Origin of the sequence: Micromonospora sp. WMMD998, assembly GCF_029581235.1 — a bacterium.
Taxonomy (GTDB): domain Bacteria; phylum Actinomycetota; class Actinomycetes; order Mycobacteriales; family Micromonosporaceae; genus Micromonospora.
In genome coordinates, this window is the sequence record NZ_CP120740.1 from 6,163,735 (window position 1) to 6,184,922 (window position 21,188).

A 21,188-nucleotide genomic window follows, 5' to 3' on the forward strand; every position below is an offset into this window, starting at 1 on the left:
TCACACGTGACGGTCACGCGGGACGACAACGGTTGGTGCGAAAGATCGGATCAGTGCTCGTCGGCGAGGGCGCCCTGCACGTAGCTGGCGGTCAGCACCGTGAAGACGTACGCCTGCAGACAGATCACCAGGAACTCGAGGAAGGTCAGCGCGATCGTCATCACCCAGGACAGCACCGACACCGGCGCGAGCCAGACGTTGGCGCTGATCATGGCGAATCCGCCGAGCGTGAAGACCAGCAGGAGCATGTGGCCGGCGAACATGTTGGCGAAGAGACGAACGGCAAGCGAGAACGGCCGGACCAGGAAGGTCGAGAAGAACTCGATCGGGATCAGCAGCGGCAGGATGTACCACGGCGCCGGCGGGACCAGAGAGTTCTTGAAGTACTTCACGAAGCCGTGGTGCTTGATGCCGACGTAGTTGAACATCACGTAGCTGATCACGGCGAGGAAGGCCGGGAACGCGATGTGCGAGTTCGGCGAGATCTGGAACAACGGCACGATCGCGAAGAAGTTCGTCAGCAGGATGAAGCAGAAGAGCGTGGTGAAGTAGGGCGCGAACCGCACCCCCGCGTGCCCGATCATGTCCACCGCGATGTTGTTGCGCACGAAGCCGTAGATCGACTCGGCGAACCACTGCTTCTTGGTGGGGACCAGTTGCGGGTTGCGGTAGCTGACCAGGAAGAAAATGATCAAGATGCCGACGGCGACCCACACCATCGCCGTGATCTTGGTGAACCAGTACGAGTTCTCCGCACCCCAGGGCAGGATGCTGGGCAGGTAGAAGTCCCCCACGCTCGGTGGGAATTCCGCCTGGCCCTGAGCCAGGACGTTCGCCTGTCCGAACACCGCGTCCCTTCCTAAGTAGGCGTGCCCAGCCGCCGGACGACCAGGATGATGCCCCCGGCCATGCCGAGCACGACCCCGATGCCGGTGGCGACGCCGCCGGTATCGAGCCAACGGTCGACCAGCCAGCCGATGAAACCCCAGACGAGCATGCCCCCGATGAGGTATGAGAGCGCGGTCCAACCCTGACCGGCACCGGACGGAACGTCGCCCGGGCCGCCAGTGTTGGGGGGTTTCTGGTCACCGGCCATGACGGGGCGAACGATATCAGTCGAGCAGAAGAGGTTGTGCCTCACCCCCCGCACAACCTGGTTGTGTGGGACACGGGCGGGCGAAGTCGTCTGGAGGCACGGTACTCCTCCCCCGCCACTGAGAGAATGACCGATCGCGGACACGTTGGCGCGTCGTGCGAAAAACGAGGCGCGTCAGCGCGCCGTCCGTCGCGCGTGGACGGTGGCCAGCCACCAGATGTGCACCCCGGTCCACACCACCACGCCCGCCGCGATGCCCAGGCAGAACGGGATCAGTCCGGGCCAGCCGGTCGAGGCGACGAGCACCATCACCCCACCGAGCGCGGTCATCTTCGCGATGTAGAGGCCCAGCCCGAACGGCAGCACGAGCTGCGGATCCCGCGCGTCGGCCCAGGCCAGCACCACGGTGGTCAGCGTGTAGCTGGCCGCCGTGACGGCCACCCCGGCCGCCGCGCCGAGCGCGCCGTCCGCGCCGCGCCACGCCCCGCCGGCCACCGCCGCCACCACCGCCATGACCGCCACCGCGGCCAGCAGCACGGGCAGATGGCGCAGTCGCCAGCCGCGGTCCGCGGTCGCCTCCGCCGCGCGCGCCGCCGGCTCAGCCACGGGGGTACGCCGGGAACACCGTGATCATTTGCAGCTCCCTCGCGTTCTCCACAGCGAAGGAGTCTACGGAGCCGCACACTGGAGGCCGTGAGATGCCTCGTCACCGGCGCCACCGGCTACATCGGCGGACGCCTCGCGCCCCGGCTGCTGGCCGAGGGGCGCACCGTGCGCTGCCTCGCCCGCACGGCCGGGCGGCTACGGGACGTGCCCTGGGCCGCCGACGCCGAGATCGTCGAGGGCGACCTGCGCCGGCCGGAGACGCTGCCGGCCGCGTTCGAGGGCGTGGACGTCGCCTACTACCTGGTCCACTCGCTGGGGCAGCGTGACTTCGAGGCGGCCGACCGGGAGGCGGCGACCAACTTCGCCGAGGCGGCGCGCGCCGCGGGCGTACGCCGGATCGTCTACCTCGGTGGGCCGGAGCCGGCGGACCGGGAGGGTTTGCCCTCGGCGCACCTGCGCTCCCGGGCGGAGGTGGCCCGGATCCTGCTCGACAGCGCCGTGCCGACCGCCGTGCTGCGCGCCGCGGTGATCATCGGGTCCGGCTCGGCCTCGTTCGAGATGCTGCGCTACCTGACCGAGCGGCTGCCGGCCATGGTCACCCCGCGCTGGGTACGCAACCGGATCCAGCCGATCGCGGTCCGCGACGTGCTGCGCTACCTGGCCGGCTGCGCGCACCTGCCGGCCGAGGTGAACCGCGGGTTCGACATCGCCGGCCCGGACGTGCTGACGTTCGCGCAGATGATGCAGCGCTACGCCCGGGTGGCCGGGCTGCGGCCACGGCTCATCCTGCCGGTGCGTCCGCTCACCCCGGGGCTCTCCTCGCACTGGGTCGGCCTGATCACCCCGGTGCCGAACGCGATCGCCCGGCCGCTCGTGGAGAGTCTGGTGCACGAGGCGGTGGCGCACGAGCACGACATCGCCCGCTTCGTGCCCGACCCGCCGGACGGGCTGACCGGCTTCGACCAGGCGGTCGGCCTGGCGCTGGCCAAGGTGCGCGACGCCCAGGTGGAGACGCGCTGGTCGAACGCGAGCGGCCCGGACGCGCCGGCCGATCCGTTGCCGTCGGACCCGGACTGGTCCGGCGGCACCGCCTACACCGACCTGCGGGAACGGGCCGTGGGCGCGCCGTCGACGGCGTTGTGGCGGGTCATCGAGGGCGTCGGTGGCGAGCACGGCTGGTATTCGTTCCCGCTGGCCTGGTCCGTGCGGGGCTGGCTGGACCGGCTGGTCGGCGGCGTCGGGCTGCGCCGCGGCCGGCGCGACCCGCACCGGCTCCAGGTCGGCGAGGCGTTGGACTTCTGGCGGGTCGAGGAGATCGTCCCGGGTGAGCTGCTGCGGCTGCGCGCCGAGATGCGGCTGCCCGGCCGGGCCTGGCTGGAGATGCGGGCCGAGCCGACCGGCGACGGGCACAGCCGCTACGTCCAGCGCGCCGTCTTCCTCCCGCACGGCCTGCCCGGCCACCTCTACTGGGCCTCGGTCGCCCCGTTCCACGCCGTCGTCTTCGGCGGGATGGCCCGCAACATCGCCCGCGGCGCCGAGCACCCCACCGGTTAGGCGGGGGCCCCTGTTATCGCCCAGGCGATAGGAGGGGGCCCCGCCAATCACCTCAGTTGCCGGTGCGGGGGCTGGTGCGCTGGAAGGCGACGGACTCGCCCGGCGGGACGAAGTCCCGGACCGGCTGGTCGCGCAACGCCCAGGCGAGGATGCGCCCCACGGCGGCGATCTGCCGCTTCTGCACGCCGCCGCCGACCGCGTCCCGCGGGTCGTCCGGGTTCGCCGCGATGGTCGCCACGGCGAGCTGCGGGGTGAAGGCGACCACCGTCTCCGTGGCGTTCCGCTCCGAGCTGCCGGTCTTGCCGGCCAGCGGCCGGCGCAGACCCGGTGCCAGTTCCTCGGCCGTGCCGCCGGCGCACCGCCGGTACATCGACTGGTCGCCCACCGGGCAGCGGCTCGCGTCCGCCGCGGCGCGGGCCACCTCGGTGTCGAGCACCTGCCGGCAGTCGGTGTCACCGGTGGCCACCCGCCGGCCGGTCGCGTCGGTGATCGAGGTGACCGGGGTGGGCCGGCACCAGGTGCCCTCGGCGGCCACCGTGGCGTACGCGTTGGCCAGGTCCAACGGCGTGGTGGCGGAGACCCCGAGGGTGAACGGACCCCAGCTCGCCGCCCCGTCGCGGGCCATCCGGGCGTCCTGCGGCGCGCGGAACTCGATGCCGAGCCGCTCGGCCATCTCGACCACCCGGTCCGCGCCGACCCGCTCGGTGAGCCAGGCGAAGTAGGTGTTCACCGAACGGCCGAACGCGTCCCACATGTCCCGGTCGCCGTCCATCCAGGACGTGTTCGCGTTCGCCGGGCACCACCGGCCCCCGCAACTGGCCGGGCCGCCGTCGACCGGGTACTTGGTGACGTAGACCCGGGGCGCGTCGAACTCGGTGTCCAGCGGCAGCCCGGCCTCCAGCGCGGCCAGCAGGGCGAACAGCTTGAACGTGGAGCCGGCCTGGTAGCCGACGATGCCACCGCCCCCAGCCACGAGTTGGTTGACCGTGTTCGGGTAGTTCTGCTGCCCGGCCGGGTTCGCGGCCGTGCCGAAGCCACGGTTCACCGCCATGGCCAGCACCCGGCCGGTGCCCGGCTGCACCACCGCCGTCGGCGCGGCCCGCTGGGTCGTCTCCGGGTAGATCTCCCGCACCTGCTCGCTCGCCTTGGCCTGTACGTCCGGGTCGAGCGAGGAGACGATCGACCAGCCGCCCCGGCGCAGCGTGCGCTGCCGCTCGTCCGCGGTCTGCCCGAACGCCGGCTGGGCGTTCCACCACTTGGTGAACCAGTCGCAGAAGAAGCCCCAGTCGTTGTGACCGGCGGGCACCGCGGCGCAGTCGTTCGGGGTGGCGCTGGCGTTCAGGGCCAGCGGTGAACCCTTGGCCGCCGCCGCGTCCGCGACGCTCACCCGGCCGGTCTCCGCCATCCGGTCCAGCACGTACGCCCGGCGGTCCAGCGCCGCGCCGGCGTCGCCGTTGATCGGGTCGTCGTGGTCCGGCGCCCGCACCAGGCCGGCGAGCAGGGCGGCCTGGGCCAACGTGAGCCGGTCCGGGGTGGTGGAGAAGTAACGCTTGCTGGCGGCGGCGATGCCGTACGCGCCGGCGCCGAAGTACGCGATGTTCAGGTAGCGCCCGAGGATCTCGTCCTTGCCGACCTGCCGTTCCAGGGTCAGCGCGTACCGCATCTCGCGGATCTTGCGCCCGGCGGTGATCTCGGTGGCCGCGGCCCGCTCCTGCTCGGTCAGCCGGGGGTCACCGGCGAGCGCGTTGCGCACGTACTGCATGGTCAGCGTGGAGGCGCCCTGCCGGGTGCCCTCCTTGCGGTTGGCCGTCAACGCCCGCACCACGCCCCGCACGTCGACGCCGTGATGCTCGTAGAAGCGCACGTCCTCGGCGGCCACGATGGCGTCCCGCATCACCGGCGCCACCTCGCCGACCGGCACGTCCACCCGGTCCTCGACGTAGAACGAGGTGATGAGCGTGTGGCCGTCGTTGGCGTAGAGGTTGGAGCGCTGGGCCGGCTGCGGCGCCCGGAGCGCCTCCGGCAGGTCGGTGTACGGCATCAGGTTCCGCACGCCCAGCCCGAAGACCAGCGCGGCCGGCAGCGCGGCGGCGGCCAGGGCCAGCCCGGCGAGCACGCCGGCGAGCAGGACGGTGAACAGCTTGTCGAGATGGGCCCGGTTCATCAGCTCTCCCCGCAGGAGCCGGCCGTACGGACCCGTTCAGAATGGCCGGATTCGCCGCTTTCGCCGCCAGGTTCGGCGAAAGGCGCAGGAAGTTCGCGAGAAAGGATGAATTCTCAGGCCGTCAGGGCAGCAGCGCGGCGGCCAGCGGCTGGACCGTCTCCTCGATCTCGTCGGCCACCCGGCTGAAACACTGGTCGCCCCGGCCCCACGGATCGTCGAGATCATCGGTGGGCAGGGCGGCGCCCTCCCGGGCCGCGTCGGCCGCCGCCACGAGCGCGACGCCCCGGGCGTGCACCGCGTCCGGCGTGGGCGCCGCCGACGGCAGCGCCGACCGGTCCACCGCGCCCAGCAGCCGGCCGAACTCACCGAGCACGAACGTGCGTCCGGCCGCGTCCGGCCGCAACGCCACCACGTACTCCTGCTGGTCGGCCGTCGCGGTGAGGACCAGGTCGGCGCCGTCGATCAGGTCGGAGCGCAACCGGCGCGCGGCGAAACCGGCGACGTCGCCGCCGCGCGCGATCACCTGCCGCGCGGCCGGCGGGTTCATCTCCTCACCGGCGTGCCACCCGCCGGTGCCGGCGCTGTGGCTGTGCACGAGCGCGTCCGAGTCGGCCGGGTCGACGTCGAGCCGGGCCAGCCGCTCCCGGACGGCGAACAGCAGCAGCCGCTCGGCCATCGGCGACCGGCAGATGTTGCCCATGCAGACGTGCAGAACGGTGAACGGCGGCACTCAGGCCCCCCGCTCGTCGAGGATGTCCGGCACCACGTCGCGCAGCTTCGCCAACGTGACCGCGCCCTGGCGCAGCACCCGCGGCACCTCGCCGGTCAGGTCGACGATCGTGCTCGGCACCGGGTCCACCGCCGGCCCGGCCTCCAGATAGGCCCGCACGCCGTAGCCGAGCTGGTCCCGGGCCTCCTCGGCGGTGAGCGCGGCGGGCTCACCGACCTTGTTGGCCGAGGCCACCGCCATCGGCCCGGTCTCCCGCAGCACCTCGAGCGCGACCGGATGCAGCGGCATCCGCACCGCCACCGTGCCGCTGGTGTCGCCCAGGTCCCACGCCAGGCTCGGCGAATGCTCCACCACGATGGTCAACGCGCCCGGCCAGAACGCCTCGACCAGGTCACGTGCCGCGCCCGGCAGCGAGAAGACCAGGCCGTCGAGCGTGTGCCGGGAGCCGATCAGCACCGGCGGCGCCTGCCGGGCGCCACCCTTGGTGTCCCCCAGGGCCTTCACCGCGTACGGGGTGAAGGCGTCCGCCCCGACGCCGTAGACCGTGTCGGTCGGCAGGACGACGAGTTCGCCGTTCCGGACCGCCTCGATGGCAGCGGCGATGCCGCGGTCCCGGTCGGCGGGCGACCGACAGTCGTAGAGCATCACGAGGAGTCAGTCTGCCACGCCGCGCCGCCGTGGGCGTGGGTGCCGTCCGCCCGCCGGGACGCGGTCGCCCACCGGGGCCGCCCGGCGAGGTCCCGGTGCTCCGCCACGCGCTCGTACCGGCCGTCGCGGTTCAGCAGGGCGGGCACCGCCGCCGCGTGCGTGTCGTCGTGCTCCACGCCGATCAGCCCGCCCGGGCGCAGCAGCGCCGCCGCCCGGGCCACCACCGGCCGGATCACGTCCAGACCGTCCGCGCCGCCGAACACCGCCTCGTCCGGGTCGTGTCCGGCCACCTCCGGCGGCACCACCACCGACCGCGGCACGTACGGCGGGTTGCAGAGCAGCACGTCGACCCGGCCAGCCAGGTCGGCCAGCAACTCCGGGCCGGTCACGTCGGCGGCCACCACCTCGACCGGCCGGTCCCCCGCGGCGACCCGCCCGGCGGCGTTGCGCCGCAGCCAGGCCAGCGCGGCCGGGGACCGTTCCACCGCCACCACCCGGGCCGACGGCACCTCCTGTGCGACCGCGAGCGCGATCGCGCCGGAACCGCTGCACAGGTCGACCACGAGCGGCGCGGCGATCCGCCGGGCCGCGTCGATCCCCCAGCCGGCCAGCAGCTCGGTCTCCGGCCGCGGCACGAACACCCCGGGACCGACCGCCAGCTCCAGGTGCCGGAAGCCGGCCGCGCCGGTGAGGTGCTGCAACGGCTCCCGGGCCACCCGCCGGCCGACGAGCGCGTCCAGGCGGTCACGCTGGGCCGCGGTGAACCCGTCGGCCAGCGTCAGCCGCCCGCGCGGCACGTCCAACACGTACGCGGCCAACTGCTCGGCCTCCGCCCGGGGCGCCTCGACACCGGCCTCGGCAAGCGCCCGGGCCACCCGGGCGACCACCACCGAGACCCGTTCGCGTTCTGTCCCTTCGGACGGGTGTTGCGGGAGTGTGCTCACGCAATAATCATGATGCGTCGCGGGTCGCCACACGAACGGGTGCGTCCGGGCGCCACGGCAGGGAGGTCGCGAGTGGGCTGGCTCGACCAGGTCGAGGACCAGGTTGACGCCCTCCGAAGCGCGCGGGCGTTGCAGGAGGCCAGCCGCTCCGCCGAGGCATGCGTCCTGCTCGATCGCGTGATCCGTACCACCGACGACCCGTACGCCCGCGCCGACGCGCTTGTGCAGCGCCTGTCCGCGCTGATCAACCTGGGCCGGACCGCCGAGTTCACCCGGGCCGTCGAGGACGCCTCCGCCGCCATCCGTGACCTGGCCGAGCCCTACCTGCACGGGCACCTCAACGCGCTGGCCGCGCTCGCCGCCCACCACCAGGGCGCGCTCGACAGGTGCGTCATGCACCTGGTCCGGGCCGCCCGCGCGCTGGGCGCCGACGACACGCCGGACCGGGACACCGCCTGGGGCTGGCACGACCTGGCGATGGCCTATTCCTATCTCAGCTTCCACGGCCACGCGCTCGGCGCGATCGAACGGGCCCGCGAGGTCGGGCTGAGCGTGGGCATCCCGGAGGAGACGTTCGCCGCGCCGGGGATCCGGCTGCGCAACGCGGTGGCCCTGGACCACAACGGCGACAGCGACGGCTGCCTGCGGGTGCTGCGCGACGTGGCCGGCGACCTGGCCCGGTTCCTGCGTGGCGGACGGGCCGGCAACCTGCGCCCCAGCAGCCTGGCCGCCTACGGGTACGCCGCCGCCCGGCGGGCCGCGCTCGGCGACCGGGTGGAGTCCGCCGGCGACGCCGACCCGAACCGGCTGCTCGGCCACGGCGGGGACAGCGCCCGCGCCCGCGACCTGCGCCAGCTCGGCCACGTCTGCCTGGCGGTCGCCGCCGGCCGGCCGATCGAGGCGGTCACCCGGCTGGACGCGATCCGGGTCTCCGACGAGACGCTCGGCGCCGCCGAGTCACCCCGGCTGCGCAGCATCGCGCTGGCCCGGGCCGGCGACCACGCCGGCGCGCACCACGCGGACCGGCACGCGTTCCGGCTGGCCGCGCGGCGCAGCGACCGCCTGCGGGACGTCTACATCGACGGCATCGCCGCCCGGATCGACCACGAGGAGATGCGCCGCGAGGCCGCCCGTTACGAGGGCGAGGCGCTCACCGACCCGCTCACCGGGCTGCCCAACCGGCGTCGGCTGGAGCGCTATCTCGGCGCGGTGGTGTCCCGGGGCGAGCGGGTGGTGATCGGCGTCTGCGACCTCGACGGGTTCAAGGCGGTCAACACCCGCCACGGCCACCACTCGGGCGACCTGGTGCTGCAACGGGTGGCCGGCGTGATCAACCGGGTGATGCGGCGGGGTGACTTCGTGGCCCGCTACGGCGGCGACGAGTTCGTCGTGGTGCTGCCCGACACCGACATGTCGGAGGCGGTCGAGGTGGCCCGGCGGATCGAGGCGGCCGTGCGCACGGAGGACTGGGAGTCCCTGGTGCCCGGCACCCCGGTCGGGGTGACCATCGGCTTCGCCGAGGTCGACGGCAGCACCACGGTGAGCGTCCGGGAAGCGCTCGGCAGCGCGTTCGAGCTGGCCGACCGGGAGATGCTCCGCGCCAAGGACCGCCTCCGCGCCAGCTGAGGGTGTAAGGAGGGGCCCCCGCTTAACGCCTGCGGTATAGGCGGGGCCCCCGCTTAACACCCGCAGCGCTCAGCGGCGGGCCAGCTCGGTCTCGCCGGCCAGCCGGGCCGCCCGGTCCGCCTCGGCCAGGGCGTCGAGCACCCCGTCCAGCTCGCCGGCGAGCGCCAGGTCGAGGTTGTACGCGGTGTAGCCGATCCGATGGTCGGTGATCCGGTTCTGCGGGAAGTTGTAGGTGCGGATCCGCTCCGACCGGTCCACCGTGCGGACCTGGGCCTTGCGCGCGTCCGAGGCCGCGGCGTCGGCCTGCTCCTGGGCCGCGGCGAGCAACCGGGCGCGCAGGATCCGCATCGCCTGCTCGCGATTCTGGAGCTGGGACTTCTCGTTCTGACAGGACACCACGATGCCGGTCGGCACATGCGTGATACGGACCGCCGAGTCGGTGGTGTTCACCGACTGGCCCCCGGGACCGGACGATCGGAACACGTCGATCCGCAGCTCGTTCGGGTCGATCGTGACGTCCACGTCCTCCGCCTCGGGCAGCACCAGCACGCCGGCCGCGCTGGTGTGGATCCGGCCCTGCGACTCGGTGACCGGGACGCGCTGCACCCGGTGCACGCCGCCCTCCCACTTGAGCCGCGACCAGACGCCGTTGCCGCCGTCGGGCACGCCCTTCGTCTTGATCGCCAGCGAGACGTCCTTCACGCCGCCGAGGTCGGAGTCCTGGGCGTCGATCACCTCGGTGACCCAGCCCCGCCGCTCGGCGTACCTGGTGTACATCCGCAGCAGGTCGCCGGCGAACAACGCCGACTCCTCGCCGCCCTCGCCGGCCTTGATCTCGACGATCACATCCTTGGCGTCGTGCGGGTCGCGCGGGATCAGCAGCTCGGCGAGGCGCTCCTCCAACGCAGGCAGCGAGGCCGCGATGGTGTCCGCCTCGGCGGCGAACGCCGCGTCCTCGGCGGCGAGTTCGCGGGCGGCGACCAGGTCGGCCCGGGCCTGCTCCAGCTCGCCGGCCGCCTTGTGCAGCGGGACCAGTTCGGCGTACCGCCGGCCGACCCGCCGGGCGGTGCCCTGGTCGGAGTGGAGGGCCGGGTCGGCGAGCCGCTTCTCCAGCTCGGCGTACTCGTCGAGGAGGGCGGCCAGGCGCTCACTGCTCATGCTGCGGATGCTCCTTCGGACGACACGACGACACCGGCGGAAAACGGACGAACGCCCGTGCCCGGCAGGAGCCGGACACGGGCGTCGTCGGTGGAGCTACTTGGCCTTCTTGGCCTGAACCTTGGCGTACTTCTGCTGGAACTTCGCGACCCGACCGGCGGTGTCCAGCACGCGCTGCTTACCGGTGTAGAACGGGTGGCAGGCGCTGCAGGTCTCGACGCTGATGGCGCCGCCCTTGGCGGTGCTGCGGGTCGTGAACGTGTTGCCGCAGGAGCAACGGACCTCGGTGGTCGCGTACTCCGGGTGGATGTTGGGCTTCATGTCGCCTCGGTCCTTTCGTGGGTGGTCGCCGGGTCGCCGTCGGTGTTCCCCGTCGCTCGCGACGGGCTCGGGCGTGAACCGGAACCGGTGGCCGATGGACAAGTGTGCCATGGGCGTCGGCCGTCCGGCACAGCAGGTCCGCCCGCCACAACGCCCGCCCGTACTCCCGCATTCCCACCCCGCCCCCGGCCACTCCCCCACCCGCCTGCCGGGTTGAGGCCCGGCGGCCGGTACGTGACGAGGGGCACAGCCGGCGGCCGTGCCCCTCGTTGTCGGACCTGTCAGCTCACTCGCCCGGGGTGGACTTCGCGATCTGCATCAGGAACTCGATGTTGGTACGCGACTGCTTGAGCCGGTCCAGCAGGAGGTCGAGCGCCGCCTGCGAGTCCAGCGAGTGCAGCACCTTGCGGAGCTTGTGGATGATCACCAGCTCCTCCGGCGCCAGGAGGACCTCCTCCTTGCGGGTACCGGTGGGGTTGATGTCGATCGCCGGGAAGACGCGCTTGTCCGCGATCTTCCGGTCCAACTTCAGCTCCGCGTTGCCGGTGCCCTTGAACTCCTCGAAGATGACCGTGTCCGCCATCGAACCGGTCTCCACGAGCGCCGTGGCGATGATGGTCAGCGAGCCGCCGTTCTCGATGTTGCGGGCCGCGCCGAGGAAGCGCTTCGGCGGGTAGAGCGCGGTGGAGTCGATACCACCCGACATGATCCGGCCGCTGGCCGGTGCCGCCAGGTTGTACGACCGCCCGAGCCGGGTCACCGAGTCGAGCAGGACGACCACGTCGTGCCCCAGCTCGACCAGCCGCTTCGCCCGCTCGATGGCCAGCTCGGCCACCGTGGTGTGGTCCTGCGGCGGACGGTCGAACGTGGCCGCGATGACCTCGCCCTTGATCGACCGCTGCATGTCGGTGACCTCTTCGGGCCGCTCGTCCACCAGCACCACCATCAGGTGGCACTCCGGGTTGTTGCGGGTGATCGCGTTCGCGATCGCCTGCAACACCATCGTCTTACCCGCCTTGGGTGGCGACTGGATGAGCGCCCGCTGCCCCTTGCCGATCGGCATCACCAGGTCGATGACCCGGGTGGTCAGGATGTGCGGCTCGGTCTCCAGGCGCAGCCGCTCCTGCGGATAGAGCGGGGTGAGCTTGTAGAACTCCGGCCGGCGCTTCGCCTCGTCCGGCTCCATGCCGTTGATGGTGTCCAGCCGGACCAGCGGGTTGTACTTGTCGCGCCGCTGCTCGCCGTCCCGGGCCGCCCGCACCGCGCCGGTGATGGCGTCACCGCGGCGCAGGCCGTACTTCTTGATCTGGGACATCGAGACGTACACGTCGTTCGGGCCGGCCAGATAGCCGGTGGTCCGGACGAAGGCGTAGTTGTCGAGCACGTCGATGATGCCGGCGACCGGGACGAGCACGTCGTCCTCACTCACCTGCGGCTCGCGCCCGCCGCCGCCGTCGCCGTCGCCCCGCTCGCCCCGGCCACGCCGACGGTCCCGGAACCGGCTGCGCCGGCCCCGCCGGCCGCCGCCCTCGTCGTCGTCATCGTCACGGTTGTCACGCTCGGCGCGCTGACCCCGGTCGTTGCGGTCCCCGCGGTCGTTGCGGTCATTCCGATCGTTGCGGTCATTCCGGTCGTTGCGGTCGGCGCGCTCGCCCCGGTCGTTGCGCTCGCCCCGCTCGGCACGGTCACCGCGGTCGTTGCGGTCACCCCGCTCGCTCCGGTCGTTGCGCTCGCCCCGCTCGGCACGGTCGCCCCGGTCGTTGCGGTCGCCCCGATCGGCACGGTCGCCCCGGTCGTTGCGGTCGCCACCGCGCTCGGCACGCTCGCGACCCCGGCCGTCGTTGCGCTCGCCGCGCTCGGCCCGGTCGCCGCCGCGCTCGGCCCGGTCGCCACCGCCTTCGGCACGGTCGCCGCCGCGCTCAGCCCGGTCGCGCTCGACCCGGTCACCGGTCTCGACGGGAGCCGCCTCGGCCCGCGTCTCGGCCGGCCGCGTCTCGGCCGGCCGCGCCTCGGCGGTCACGGCGGCGGACCGGCTCCGGCGGCCCCGGGTACGGCCCTCGGTCGCCTCGGCGGCCGGCGCCTGCTCGGCGGCACGACGCTCGCCCTCGGCCCGCTCCTGGTGGACCTCGGCGTGCACCTCCTCGCGGGCGGGAGCGGTCGCGGCCGCGACCTCGGCCCGTGGTCGAGGGGTTCCGGCGGCGGCGCCGCCCTGCCGCTCGGTGATCGCACTGATCAGCTCGCCCTTGCGCATGCGAGCCGTACCGGAGATGCCGAGCGACGCGGCCAGGCTCTGGAGCTCCGGCAGCAGCATCGCCGACAGGCCGGTGCCGCTACGCCGACGGCGCGTGGGAGCGGCGGTGGTGGCATCGCCAGCGACGTTGGAAACATCCGACGTCACGTCGGTGGTGTCGCTCAATGGATTCCTTCCCTCGATAGGCCGGGGCTGCCCGGAGTCGTGGAACCAGGTGGCCGGGCGGCCTCGGTGCACCCGCCTCGCATGGACGCGCGCGGGAGTCTGTAACACAGCAGCCGGTCGGTTTCCCGACTCACCACCATCGGTGAGCAGGTCTCGCCATCTGCGGCGACCTGTGGAAACTGCGGTGCGGCGTGGGCCTTGGGCAGGGGTGACGGGCTGACCGCCGAGAGCTTCGGGGGTGCGCCGAACCGCAGGAAGATCGCATGCTTCGCGGCTGTGCTCGGTCTAGAGCGTAATCAACTCTTCCGACCTGCGGCAACAGGGTCCCGCTCGGCGTGTCAAAGTCTACCCCGGAAAACCCGGGCTCCGCTGACATCTGTGGGCAACTCCCAACGGCGCCAATCTGTTCCCGCCTCGAACCCGGCCGGCACGTCGGAGAGCGCCAACACGGTCGGACCGGCCCCACTGACCACCGCGGCCACACCGGCCCCACGCAGCTCAGCAACCAGTCGGGCGGTGTCGGGCATGCCCGGCGCCCGCTGGTCCTGGTGCAGGCGGTCGACGGTGGCCGGCAGCAACAGCGCCGGGTCGGTGGTCAGCGCGTGCACCAGCAGCGCGGCCCGGCCCGCGTTGGACGCCGCGTCGGCGTGCGGCACGGTGGCCGGCAGGGCGGCCCGGGCCACCGAGGTCAGCCCCCGCTCCGCCGGCACGAAGACGGTGGGGCGGACGGCCGGCGCCACCGGCAACGACACCGCGCGGGCCCCGGTCGGCTCCGTCCAGGCGATCGTGAACCCGCCGAGCAGGCACGGCGCCACATTGTCCGGATGCCCCTCCAACTCCGCCGCCAGCCGCAGCACGGCACCGTCGTCCAGCCGCCGCCCGCCGTCGGCCACGAGCGCGCGGGCCGCCAGCACCCCGGCCACGATCGCCGCCGAGGACGAACCGAGACCACGGGCCTGCGGGATCCGGTTGACGCACTCCAACGCCAGGCCGGCGGGCTGCGCGCCGAGCACGTCGAACGTGGCCCGCATGGCGGTCACGACCAGGTGCCGGTCGTCCGCCGGCAGCTCGCCGGCGCCCTCGCCGGTGACCACCACCCGTACGCCGTCGCCGGTGACCTCGGCCGTCACGTCGTCGTAACGGCCGAGGGCCAGCCCGAGCGCGTCGAAGCCGGGGCCGAGATTGGCGCTGGTCGCGGGCACGCGGACCCGGACCGGGCCGGGGGCGAAAGTCGTCGGCACCGGCTCATGCTAGGGCCTGACCCCGACATCACCCGCCGGAGCGCCCGCAGCGTGGGACCGGTCGGTCAGCCGGCCCGGTCCAGCGCCGGGTCGGTGAGCGAGAGGCGTCGGGTGGCGAACCGCCACCCGATCGCGTAGACCACCGTGACGAGGCCGCAGCCGGCCAGCACGGTCCGCTCGTCCACCCGGTCCACCACGAGCGCCACCACCAGTTGACTGACCGCGATGGCGAGCGTCGCCAGCATCATGTCGGTGGCGAAGACCCGCCCGCGCAGCCGGTCCGGCACCTCGCCCTGGAGCGCGTAGTTGGACAGCACCCAGTTGCTGCCGCCGCCCAGGTGGGCCAGGAACACCAGGACCAGCACCAGCGGGAACCAGGACACCACCGAGGCGCCGAGGTAGGCCAGGCCGTACAGGGACATGGACAGCGCCAGGCCGGTGAGCAGCCAGGCCCGGTTGCTGAGCACCCGGCGCATCAGGATCGGGCCGACGAGCGCCCCGGCTCCCCGGGCGGCGAACAGCAGGCCGGCGCCGGCCGGGCCGACCCCGTACACGGCGGCGAGCAGCGGGAACACGGTCAGCACGCCGTTGCCCAGGCCCACCGCCGACTTCACCGTCACCAGCGCGAGCACCCGCGGCCGGTGGGCGATGTGGCCGAGCGCCTCCCGGATCGCCGCCGCGGCGCGCGGGGCCGTCGCCGCCGGGTCCCGGGGCGCCTGGAGGGGACGGCGGATCAGCGCGGCCAGCACCGCCGCCCCGACCAGGCCCACGGCCGCCACCCAGAAGCTGGCGTACGGGCCGGCCGCGGCGCTCAGGATGCCGCCGAGCGAGGCGCCGACCACGGTCATCGTGCCCCAGGCCGAACCGGCGACCGCGTTGGCCGCCGCCAGGTCCACCGGATCGACCACATTGGGCAGGGCGGCCTGGGCGGCGGGCGAGTAGAACGCCTTCGCCACCGCCACGATCGCGATCGACACCAGCGCCAGCCACGCCGTGCCGGCGCTCCGGACGCCGAGCAGCAGCAGGATGCCGGCGAGCGCGGCCACGTTGGCCGCCATCATGACCCGACGGCGGTCGAACCGGTCGGCCACGGTGCCGGCGTACGGGAGCAGCAGCGCGGTGGTGCCGGTGTCCACGGCCAGCACCAGCGCTCCCCAGATCCCGCTGCCGGTCAGGGCCGGCAGGAGCACCAGAAGCGGCACCATGACGAACCAGTCGGCGCCGAAGACCACCAGCTCGGCGAGGAACAGGTGCCGGAAGTCGCGGTTGCGGACGAGGACCGAGAGGGTGGGTGACACGCCGGCACCCTACCGGGCCACCCCTGGGGCCGGCGCGCGGCGCAGCAGGTCGGAGACCGTGACGAAGGTGTAGCCCTGGGCGCGCAGCCCGGCGATCATGTCGGGCAGGCCGCGGAGCGCGATCAACCGCCGCTCGTCGCCGACGTCGTGGCCGAGCAGGATGGTGCCGGGCCGGACGTCGCCGACGATCCGCCGGGCGTGGCCGGCCGGGTCGTGCGGGAACTCGCCCTCGACCATCTGCAGCGTCCAGAGCACCACCCGGTAGTCCAGTTGGGCCGCCGTGTACAGCACCGCCCCGCCCAGGTGCCCCCAGGGCGGGCGGAGCAGCCGGGGCGCCGCCCCGGTGGCCGCGGTGATCGCGTCGTGGCTGCGACTCAGGTCGTCGTGCACGGCCGCGGCGTCCATCCGGGCGAGGTCGTGGTGCGCCCAACTGTGGTTGCCCACCTCGTGCCCGCCCATCCGGCCCCGCACCAGCGCGGCGTGCCGGCGGGCCCGCTCACCGACCAGGAAGAAGGTGGCCGGCACCCGGTGCTCGGCCAAGGTGTCCAACACCATCGGCGTCCACTGTGGCCGGGGGCCGTCGTCGAACGTCAGCGCCACCAGTGGCGTGCTGGTCCGGGTGCCCCAGACCACCTGCACCCCGCCACCACCGACGTTCTGGCGACGACTGCCGAGGGTGGCGCTGGCCGGGCCGCCGGCCAACGGAAGACGACGGTCGGCCACCCGGGTGCCTTCCAGGGTGGCGGCCGAGCCCACCGCGGCGCCGCCGAGCAGCAACGCGGACCGGCGCAGCAGCGTCCGCCGTCCCCATCGGCCCGCGCCGTCCACCATCGCGCCCCCGCACCCCGAGTAGGCACCAGCTCACCGAGCGTACCGTCCGGGTGCGGCTCGGCGTGGCCCCGTGCGGGGGGAGGTGGTTAAGAGGGGCCCCCGCCTATGCGGAAAGCGTTAAGCGGGGGCCCCTCCTTTCACTCGGTCGGGGGGAGGGGGGACTGGCGACTCCTGGGCAGGCGGAGCACCTCGAACTGGTCCGTACCGTCGATCAGGGCCCCGGACGGGCGGGCCGGCGGCGCGGGCGGCTCGACCCGGCCGTCCCCGCCACCGACGGTCACCGGCTCCGGAGCCGGAGCCTCGGCCGGGGTCTCGGCCGGCTCGACCGGGTCGGGAGTGCCGCCGCGACGGCGGTCCCGGCGGTCCCGCAGCGACCCCTTCGTGCGCTCCACCATGGTGTAGAGCGTCGGCACCAGCACCAGCGTCAGCAGCGTGGAGCTGAGCAGGCCGCCGATCACCACGACGGCAAGCGGCTTCGAGATGAAGCCGCCCTCGCCGGTCAGCCCGAACGCCATCGGCAGCAACGCGAAGATGGTCGCGACCGCGGTCATCAGGATCGGCCGCAGCCGGCGTCGACCACCCTCGACCACGGCCTCGGTGACGCCCATGCCCCGCGCCCGGTACTGGTTGATCAGGTCGAGCAGCACGATCGCGTTCGTCACCACGATGCCGACGAGCATGAGCACGCCGATCAGCGCCGGCACGCCCAGCGGCGTCCCGGTGGCCAGCAGCAGCGCGATCGCCCCGGTCGCCGCGAACGGCACCGAGATCAACAGGATCAACGCCTGGGTCAGACTGCGGAACGTCGCCACCATGATCAGGAAGACGATCGCGATGGCGGCCAGCACCGCCAGGCCGAGGTCCGCGAACGCGTCCGCCTGGTCGGCGCTCACCCCGCCGATGACGTACGTGGCGCCCGGCACGTCGAGCGCGTCCAGCTTCTTCTGCAACTCCTGCGTGGTGGCCCCGAGGTTCGAGCCGGTGGCCGTGCCGGTCACCGAGACGCTGCGCTCACCGTCGATCCGGGTCACCTGCTGCGGTCCGTCGACCTGGTTGACGTCGGCGATCGCGTCCAGCGGCACCGCGCCCACCCGCAGCGCCCGCAGCTCGTCCACGCTCACCGGCGGCCGGGCCCCGGTGCTGAGCACCACGTTCTGCGCCGTGCCGTCGAGCGTCACCTGGCCGAGCGGCGACCCGCGGTAGGTCTGCGCGACGAGCTGCCCCACGGCCGCCTCGGTGAGACCCGCGCGGGCCGCGGCGACCCGGTCCACGGTCACCTCGACCCGGGGCACCCGGGTGGCCAGGCTGCTGGTGACGTCCTCGACGCCGGCGGTGCCGGCCATCGCGGCCCGCACCTGCTCCGCCGCCCGGGCCAGCGTCTCCTGGTCGGCGGCCTGCACCACCACCTCGACCTGGTTGGCGGAGGCGTCCTGCCCGCCGCCGAAGGTCAGCTCGCCGACGTCCGGGCCGAGCCCGTCGAACTCCTTGCGCAGCACCTGACGCACGGCCGCGGCGTCGGTGTCGTCGGAGAGCGCCAGCGACCAGGACGCCTGGTCGCTGCCGCCACCGGCCCACGGGTTGTCCCCACCACCGGCGCTGACCTGGTAGGTCTCCACCCCCGGCGTACGCCGCAGCACCTCCTCGACCCGGGCGGCGGCCCGGTCGGTGCCGGCGAGCCCGGTGCCGGCCGGCATCTCCTGCTGGATCGCGAGGGTGTCCTGGCCGGAGTCGTCCAGGAAGTTGGTCTCCAGCTTCTGGGCCAGGCCGAACGTGCCCAGCAGCACCAGCAGGCCGAGCGCCACGGTGGCCCACCGGCTCCTGCGGGAGCGGGTGGCGAAGCCGATCACCGGCAGGTACGCCCGCTGGAGCGGGCTGCGCAGCTCCTTCTCCTCGGCGGCCCGGTGGGCGGCCTCGTCGCCCGCGCCGCGACCCGGCCGCAGGAACCAGTAGGCAAGCACCGGGATCACCGTCAGCGACACCAGCAGCGAGGCGAGCAGGGCCACCGTGACGGTGATCGCGAACGGCGCGAAGAGCTGCCCGACGAACCCGCCGACCAGGGCGATCGGCGCGAACACGGCGACCGTGGTGAGCGTGGACGCGGTCACCGCGCCGGCCACCTCACGGACCGCGGTGAGGATCGCCTCCCGCTTCGGCTCGCCGTATTCCAGGTGCCGCTTGATGTTCTCCAGCACCACGATGGAGTCGTCGACCACCCGACCGACCGCGATGGTCAACGCGCCCAACGTGAGCAGGTTCAGCGAGTAGTCGCCGGCCCAGAGCACGATCAGCGCGACGAGCACCGACAGCGGGATGGAGACGGCGGTGACCACGGTGGACCGGACCGAGAGCAGGAAGACCAGGATCACCACCACGGCCATCAGCAGGCCGAGCAGACCCTCGGTGGTGAGGCTCTCGATGGACCGCTCGACGAACGGGGCCTGGTCGAAGACCACGGTCAGCTCCGCGCCGGAGGCCGCCTTCAGCTCGTCCAGCCGGTCGCGGATGTCGTGCGAGATGCCCACCGCGTTGCCGTCCGGGCTCGCGGTGACCGCGATACCGAGGCTCGGCCTGCCGTTGGTGCGGGTGAACGACGTCGCCGGGGCGAGCTGCTGCTCCACCCGGGCCACGTCGCCGAGGCGTACCGGGGTCGCCGGCGCGGTGGTGAGCACGATGCCGCGCAGGTCGTCCAGGGTGCGGATCGGCGTGCCGACCTGCACCGGCAGCGAACGGTCGCCGTCGGCGAGCGCGCCGGCCGGCACCGCCACCCCGTTGGTCTTCAGCGCCGCCGCGATCGCGGGCGGCGCCACCTGGGCGGCGGCCAGCTTCGCCGGGTCGGGCGTGATCGTGACCACCTGGTCCCGGGCGCCGGTGACGTCCACCGAGCGGACCCCGTCCAGACCTTCCAGCTCCGGTACGACGGTCGTGCGCAGCTTCTCCGCCAGCGCCCGCTCGTCGCCGTCGCCGGTCGCGGCGACCACCACGGCGGGCAGGTCGTCCGTGCTGCCGGCGATCACCTGCGGGTCGACGCCCTCGGGGAGCTGGGCCCGGTTGAGCGCGGTCTCCATCTTGTTGACCACGTCACCCAGGTCGGTGCCGAACTCGTACTGCACCTGGACCGTGGCCGCGCCCTCGCGGGAGGTGGAGGTGACCTTCTCCAGCCCCGGGATGCCCTGGAGGCTGTTCTCGATCGGCTCGGCGACCTGGGACTCGACGATCTCCGGTGCCGCACCCGGGTACGGCGCCACGATGAACGCGGCGGGAAACTCCAGCGACGGCAGGAGCTGCTGCTTCAGCGACGGCACGGCGAACGCCCCGAACGCCGCGGTCACCAACGCGATCAGGGCGATCAGGCCCCGGTTGGCAAGACTGAATCTGGCGAGCAGCGACATGGGCGTTACTCACTCCTGAAGAGGGGTCCAACGGGTGTGCCCAGAGTCTGCCGCACGCGATCGCGCCCCCGGCACGCCGGGTGGCCCCGCCGGGGGCTCAGGCCAGGTCGAGCGAGCGGGCGGCGGCGAGGGCGTCGTTGGCGATGGTCAGCGGCGCCGGAGCCGTCGAGATGGCCCACTCCGGGTCCTTCAGGCCGTGCCCGGTGACCGTGCACACCACCCGGGATCCGGCGGGCACCCGGCCGGCGGCGGCCTGCTGGAGCAGGCCGGCCACGCTTGCCGCGCTGCCCAGCTCGACGAAGACACCGACCTCGCGGGCCAGCAGCCGGTAGGCGGACAGGATCTCCCGGTCGGTGACCGCCGAGATCAGCCCGTCCGAGGCGTCCCGCGCGTCGAGAGCCTTGGTCCAGCTCGCCGGGTTGCCGATCCGGATGGCGGTGGCGATGGTCGACGGCTCGGGCACCATCTGGCCGGTGACGATCGGGGCCGCGCCGGCCGCCTGGAAGCCGTACATCCGGGGGGTCTTCGTGGCGTTGCCGTCGCGCAGGTCCTCCGAGTAGCCCATCCAGTAGGCGGAGATGTTGCCCGCGTTGCCGACCGGCAGGCAGTGGATGTCGGGCGCGTCGCCGAGCGCCTCGACGACCTCGAAGGCGGCCGTCTTCTGCCCGTGCAGCCGGTAGATGTTCACGGAGTTGACGAGCGCGACCGGGTAGTCCTGGGCGAGCTTGCCGGCCAGCGCCAGGCAGTCGTCGAAGTTGCCCTGCACCTGGAGCAGCTTCGCGCCGTGCACGAGCGCCTGGGCCAGCTTGCCCAGCGCGATCTTGCCCTGCGGCACCAGCACCGCGCAGGTGATCCCGGCGCGGGCGGCGTACGCGGCGGCCGAGGCGCTGGTGTTGCCGGTGGAGGCGCAGATGATCGCCTTGTCGCCGCCCTCGACCGCCTTGGAGACGGCGACGGTCATGCCCCGGTCCTTGAACGAGCCGGTCGGGTTCGCCCCCTCGACCTTGAGCCACACGTCCGCGCCGACCCGGGCGGAGAGCACCGGCGCCGGCAGCAGCGGCGTGTTCCCCTCGTGCAGGGTGACGACGGGAGTGGCGTCGGTGACCGGCAGCCGGTCCCGGTACGCCTCGATCAGCCCTCGCCACATGTCGCGCTCCTCGCCTCCG

Annotated in this window: 17 protein-coding genes; 2 read left to right on the forward strand and 15 right to left on the reverse strand. The window is 73.4% G+C overall.

The window, feature by feature from the left end:
• Positions 1–50 precede the first annotated feature (50 nt).
• From atpB to O7619_RS28020, 3 genes are all read right to left on the reverse strand, one after another.
• Positions 51–848, reverse strand: coding sequence for a F0F1 ATP synthase subunit A (atpB, locus tag O7619_RS28010; protein WP_282284428.1), 798 nt, complete (start codon positions 846–848; stop codon positions 51–53).
• An 11-nt stretch (positions 849–859) separates the two neighbouring features.
• Positions 860–1,096, reverse strand: coding sequence for an AtpZ/AtpI family protein (locus O7619_RS28015; protein WP_181570036.1), 237 nt, complete (start codon positions 1,094–1,096; stop codon positions 860–862).
• 174 nt (positions 1,097–1,270) lie between these two features.
• Positions 1,271–1,702: a hypothetical protein gene (locus O7619_RS28020; protein ID WP_282284430.1), complete on the reverse strand. Its 432-nt coding sequence runs from the start codon at positions 1,700–1,702 to the stop codon at positions 1,271–1,273.
• Positions 1,703–1,789: 87 nt separating this feature from the next.
• On the opposite strand from O7619_RS28020, the gene O7619_RS28025 reads away from it, so the two are divergent.
• The gene (locus O7619_RS28025; protein ID WP_282284431.1) at positions 1,790–3,256 is read left to right on the forward strand and encodes an SDR family oxidoreductase; all 1,467 of its coding nucleotides are present in this window, start codon (positions 1,790–1,792) and stop codon (positions 3,254–3,256) included.
• A 52-nt stretch (positions 3,257–3,308) separates the two neighbouring features.
• Here the strand turns inward: O7619_RS28025 and O7619_RS28030 are convergent, their stop codons facing one another.
• From O7619_RS28030 to prmC, 4 genes are all read right to left on the reverse strand, one after another.
• Entirely contained in the window at positions 3,309–5,420 is a 2,112-nt protein-coding gene (locus O7619_RS28030) for a transglycosylase domain-containing protein (protein ID WP_282284433.1), read from the reverse strand.
• Between the two features lie 121 nt (positions 5,421–5,541).
• Positions 5,542–6,150 carry a phosphotyrosine protein phosphatase gene (locus O7619_RS28035; RefSeq protein WP_282284434.1) on the reverse strand — a complete coding sequence of 203 codons (609 nt, stop codon included), beginning with the start codon at positions 6,148–6,150 and terminating at the stop codon, positions 5,542–5,544.
• On the reverse strand, positions 6,151–6,795 hold the full coding sequence (locus O7619_RS28040; protein WP_282284435.1) for an L-threonylcarbamoyladenylate synthase: 645 nt from the start codon (positions 6,793–6,795) through the stop codon (positions 6,151–6,153).
• Positions 6,795–7,742 (reverse strand): peptide chain release factor N(5)-glutamine methyltransferase, encoded by a 948-nt coding sequence (gene prmC, locus O7619_RS28045; protein ID WP_282284436.1) that lies wholly within the window; start codon positions 7,740–7,742, stop codon positions 6,795–6,797. Before prmC ends, O7619_RS28040 begins: the two co-directional genes overlap by 1 nt.
• A 72-nt stretch (positions 7,743–7,814) precedes the next feature.
• Between prmC and O7619_RS28050 the strand changes: the two genes are divergently transcribed.
• Positions 7,815–9,368 carry a GGDEF domain-containing protein gene (locus O7619_RS28050; protein ID WP_282284437.1) on the forward strand — a complete coding sequence of 518 codons (1,554 nt, stop codon included), beginning with the start codon at positions 7,815–7,817 and terminating at the stop codon, positions 9,366–9,368.
• A gap of 69 nt (positions 9,369–9,437) precedes the next feature.
• Here the strand turns inward: O7619_RS28050 and prfA are convergent, their stop codons facing one another.
• From prfA to thrC, 8 genes are all read right to left on the reverse strand, one after another.
• A complete protein-coding gene (gene prfA, locus O7619_RS28055; RefSeq protein WP_282284439.1) occupies positions 9,438–10,526 on the reverse strand; it encodes a peptide chain release factor 1 in 1,089 nt (362 codons plus the stop codon).
• 96 nt (positions 10,527–10,622) lie between these two features.
• Positions 10,623–10,847, reverse strand: coding sequence for a 50S ribosomal protein L31 (gene rpmE, locus O7619_RS28060; protein WP_073828674.1), 225 nt, complete (start codon positions 10,845–10,847; stop codon positions 10,623–10,625).
• Positions 10,848–11,133: 286 nt separating this feature from the next.
• Positions 11,134–13,263, reverse strand: coding sequence for a transcription termination factor Rho (gene rho / locus O7619_RS28065; protein ID WP_282284440.1), 2,130 nt, complete (start codon positions 13,261–13,263; stop codon positions 11,134–11,136).
• 338 nt (positions 13,264–13,601) lie between these two features.
• The gene (gene thrB, locus O7619_RS28070; protein WP_282284441.1) at positions 13,602–14,504 is read right to left on the reverse strand and encodes a homoserine kinase; all 903 of its coding nucleotides are present in this window, start codon (positions 14,502–14,504) and stop codon (positions 13,602–13,604) included.
• A gap of 65 nt (positions 14,505–14,569) precedes the next feature.
• Positions 14,570–15,802, reverse strand: coding sequence for an MFS transporter (locus O7619_RS28075; RefSeq protein ID WP_282284442.1), 1,233 nt, complete (start codon positions 15,800–15,802; stop codon positions 14,570–14,572).
• Positions 15,803–15,811: 9 nt separating this feature from the next.
• Positions 15,812–16,633 (reverse strand): polysaccharide deacetylase family protein, encoded by an 822-nt coding sequence (locus O7619_RS28080; protein WP_282284443.1) that lies wholly within the window; start codon positions 16,631–16,633, stop codon positions 15,812–15,814.
• 137 nt (positions 16,634–16,770) lie between these two features.
• A complete protein-coding gene (locus O7619_RS28085) occupies positions 16,771–20,022 on the reverse strand; it encodes an efflux RND transporter permease subunit (protein ID WP_282284445.1) in 3,252 nt (1,083 codons plus the stop codon).
• 97 nt (positions 20,023–20,119) lie between these two features.
• On the reverse strand, positions 20,120–21,169 hold the full coding sequence (gene thrC, locus O7619_RS28090; protein WP_282284446.1) for a threonine synthase: 1,050 nt from the start codon (positions 21,167–21,169) through the stop codon (positions 20,120–20,122).
• Positions 21,170–21,188 lie beyond the last annotated feature (19 nt).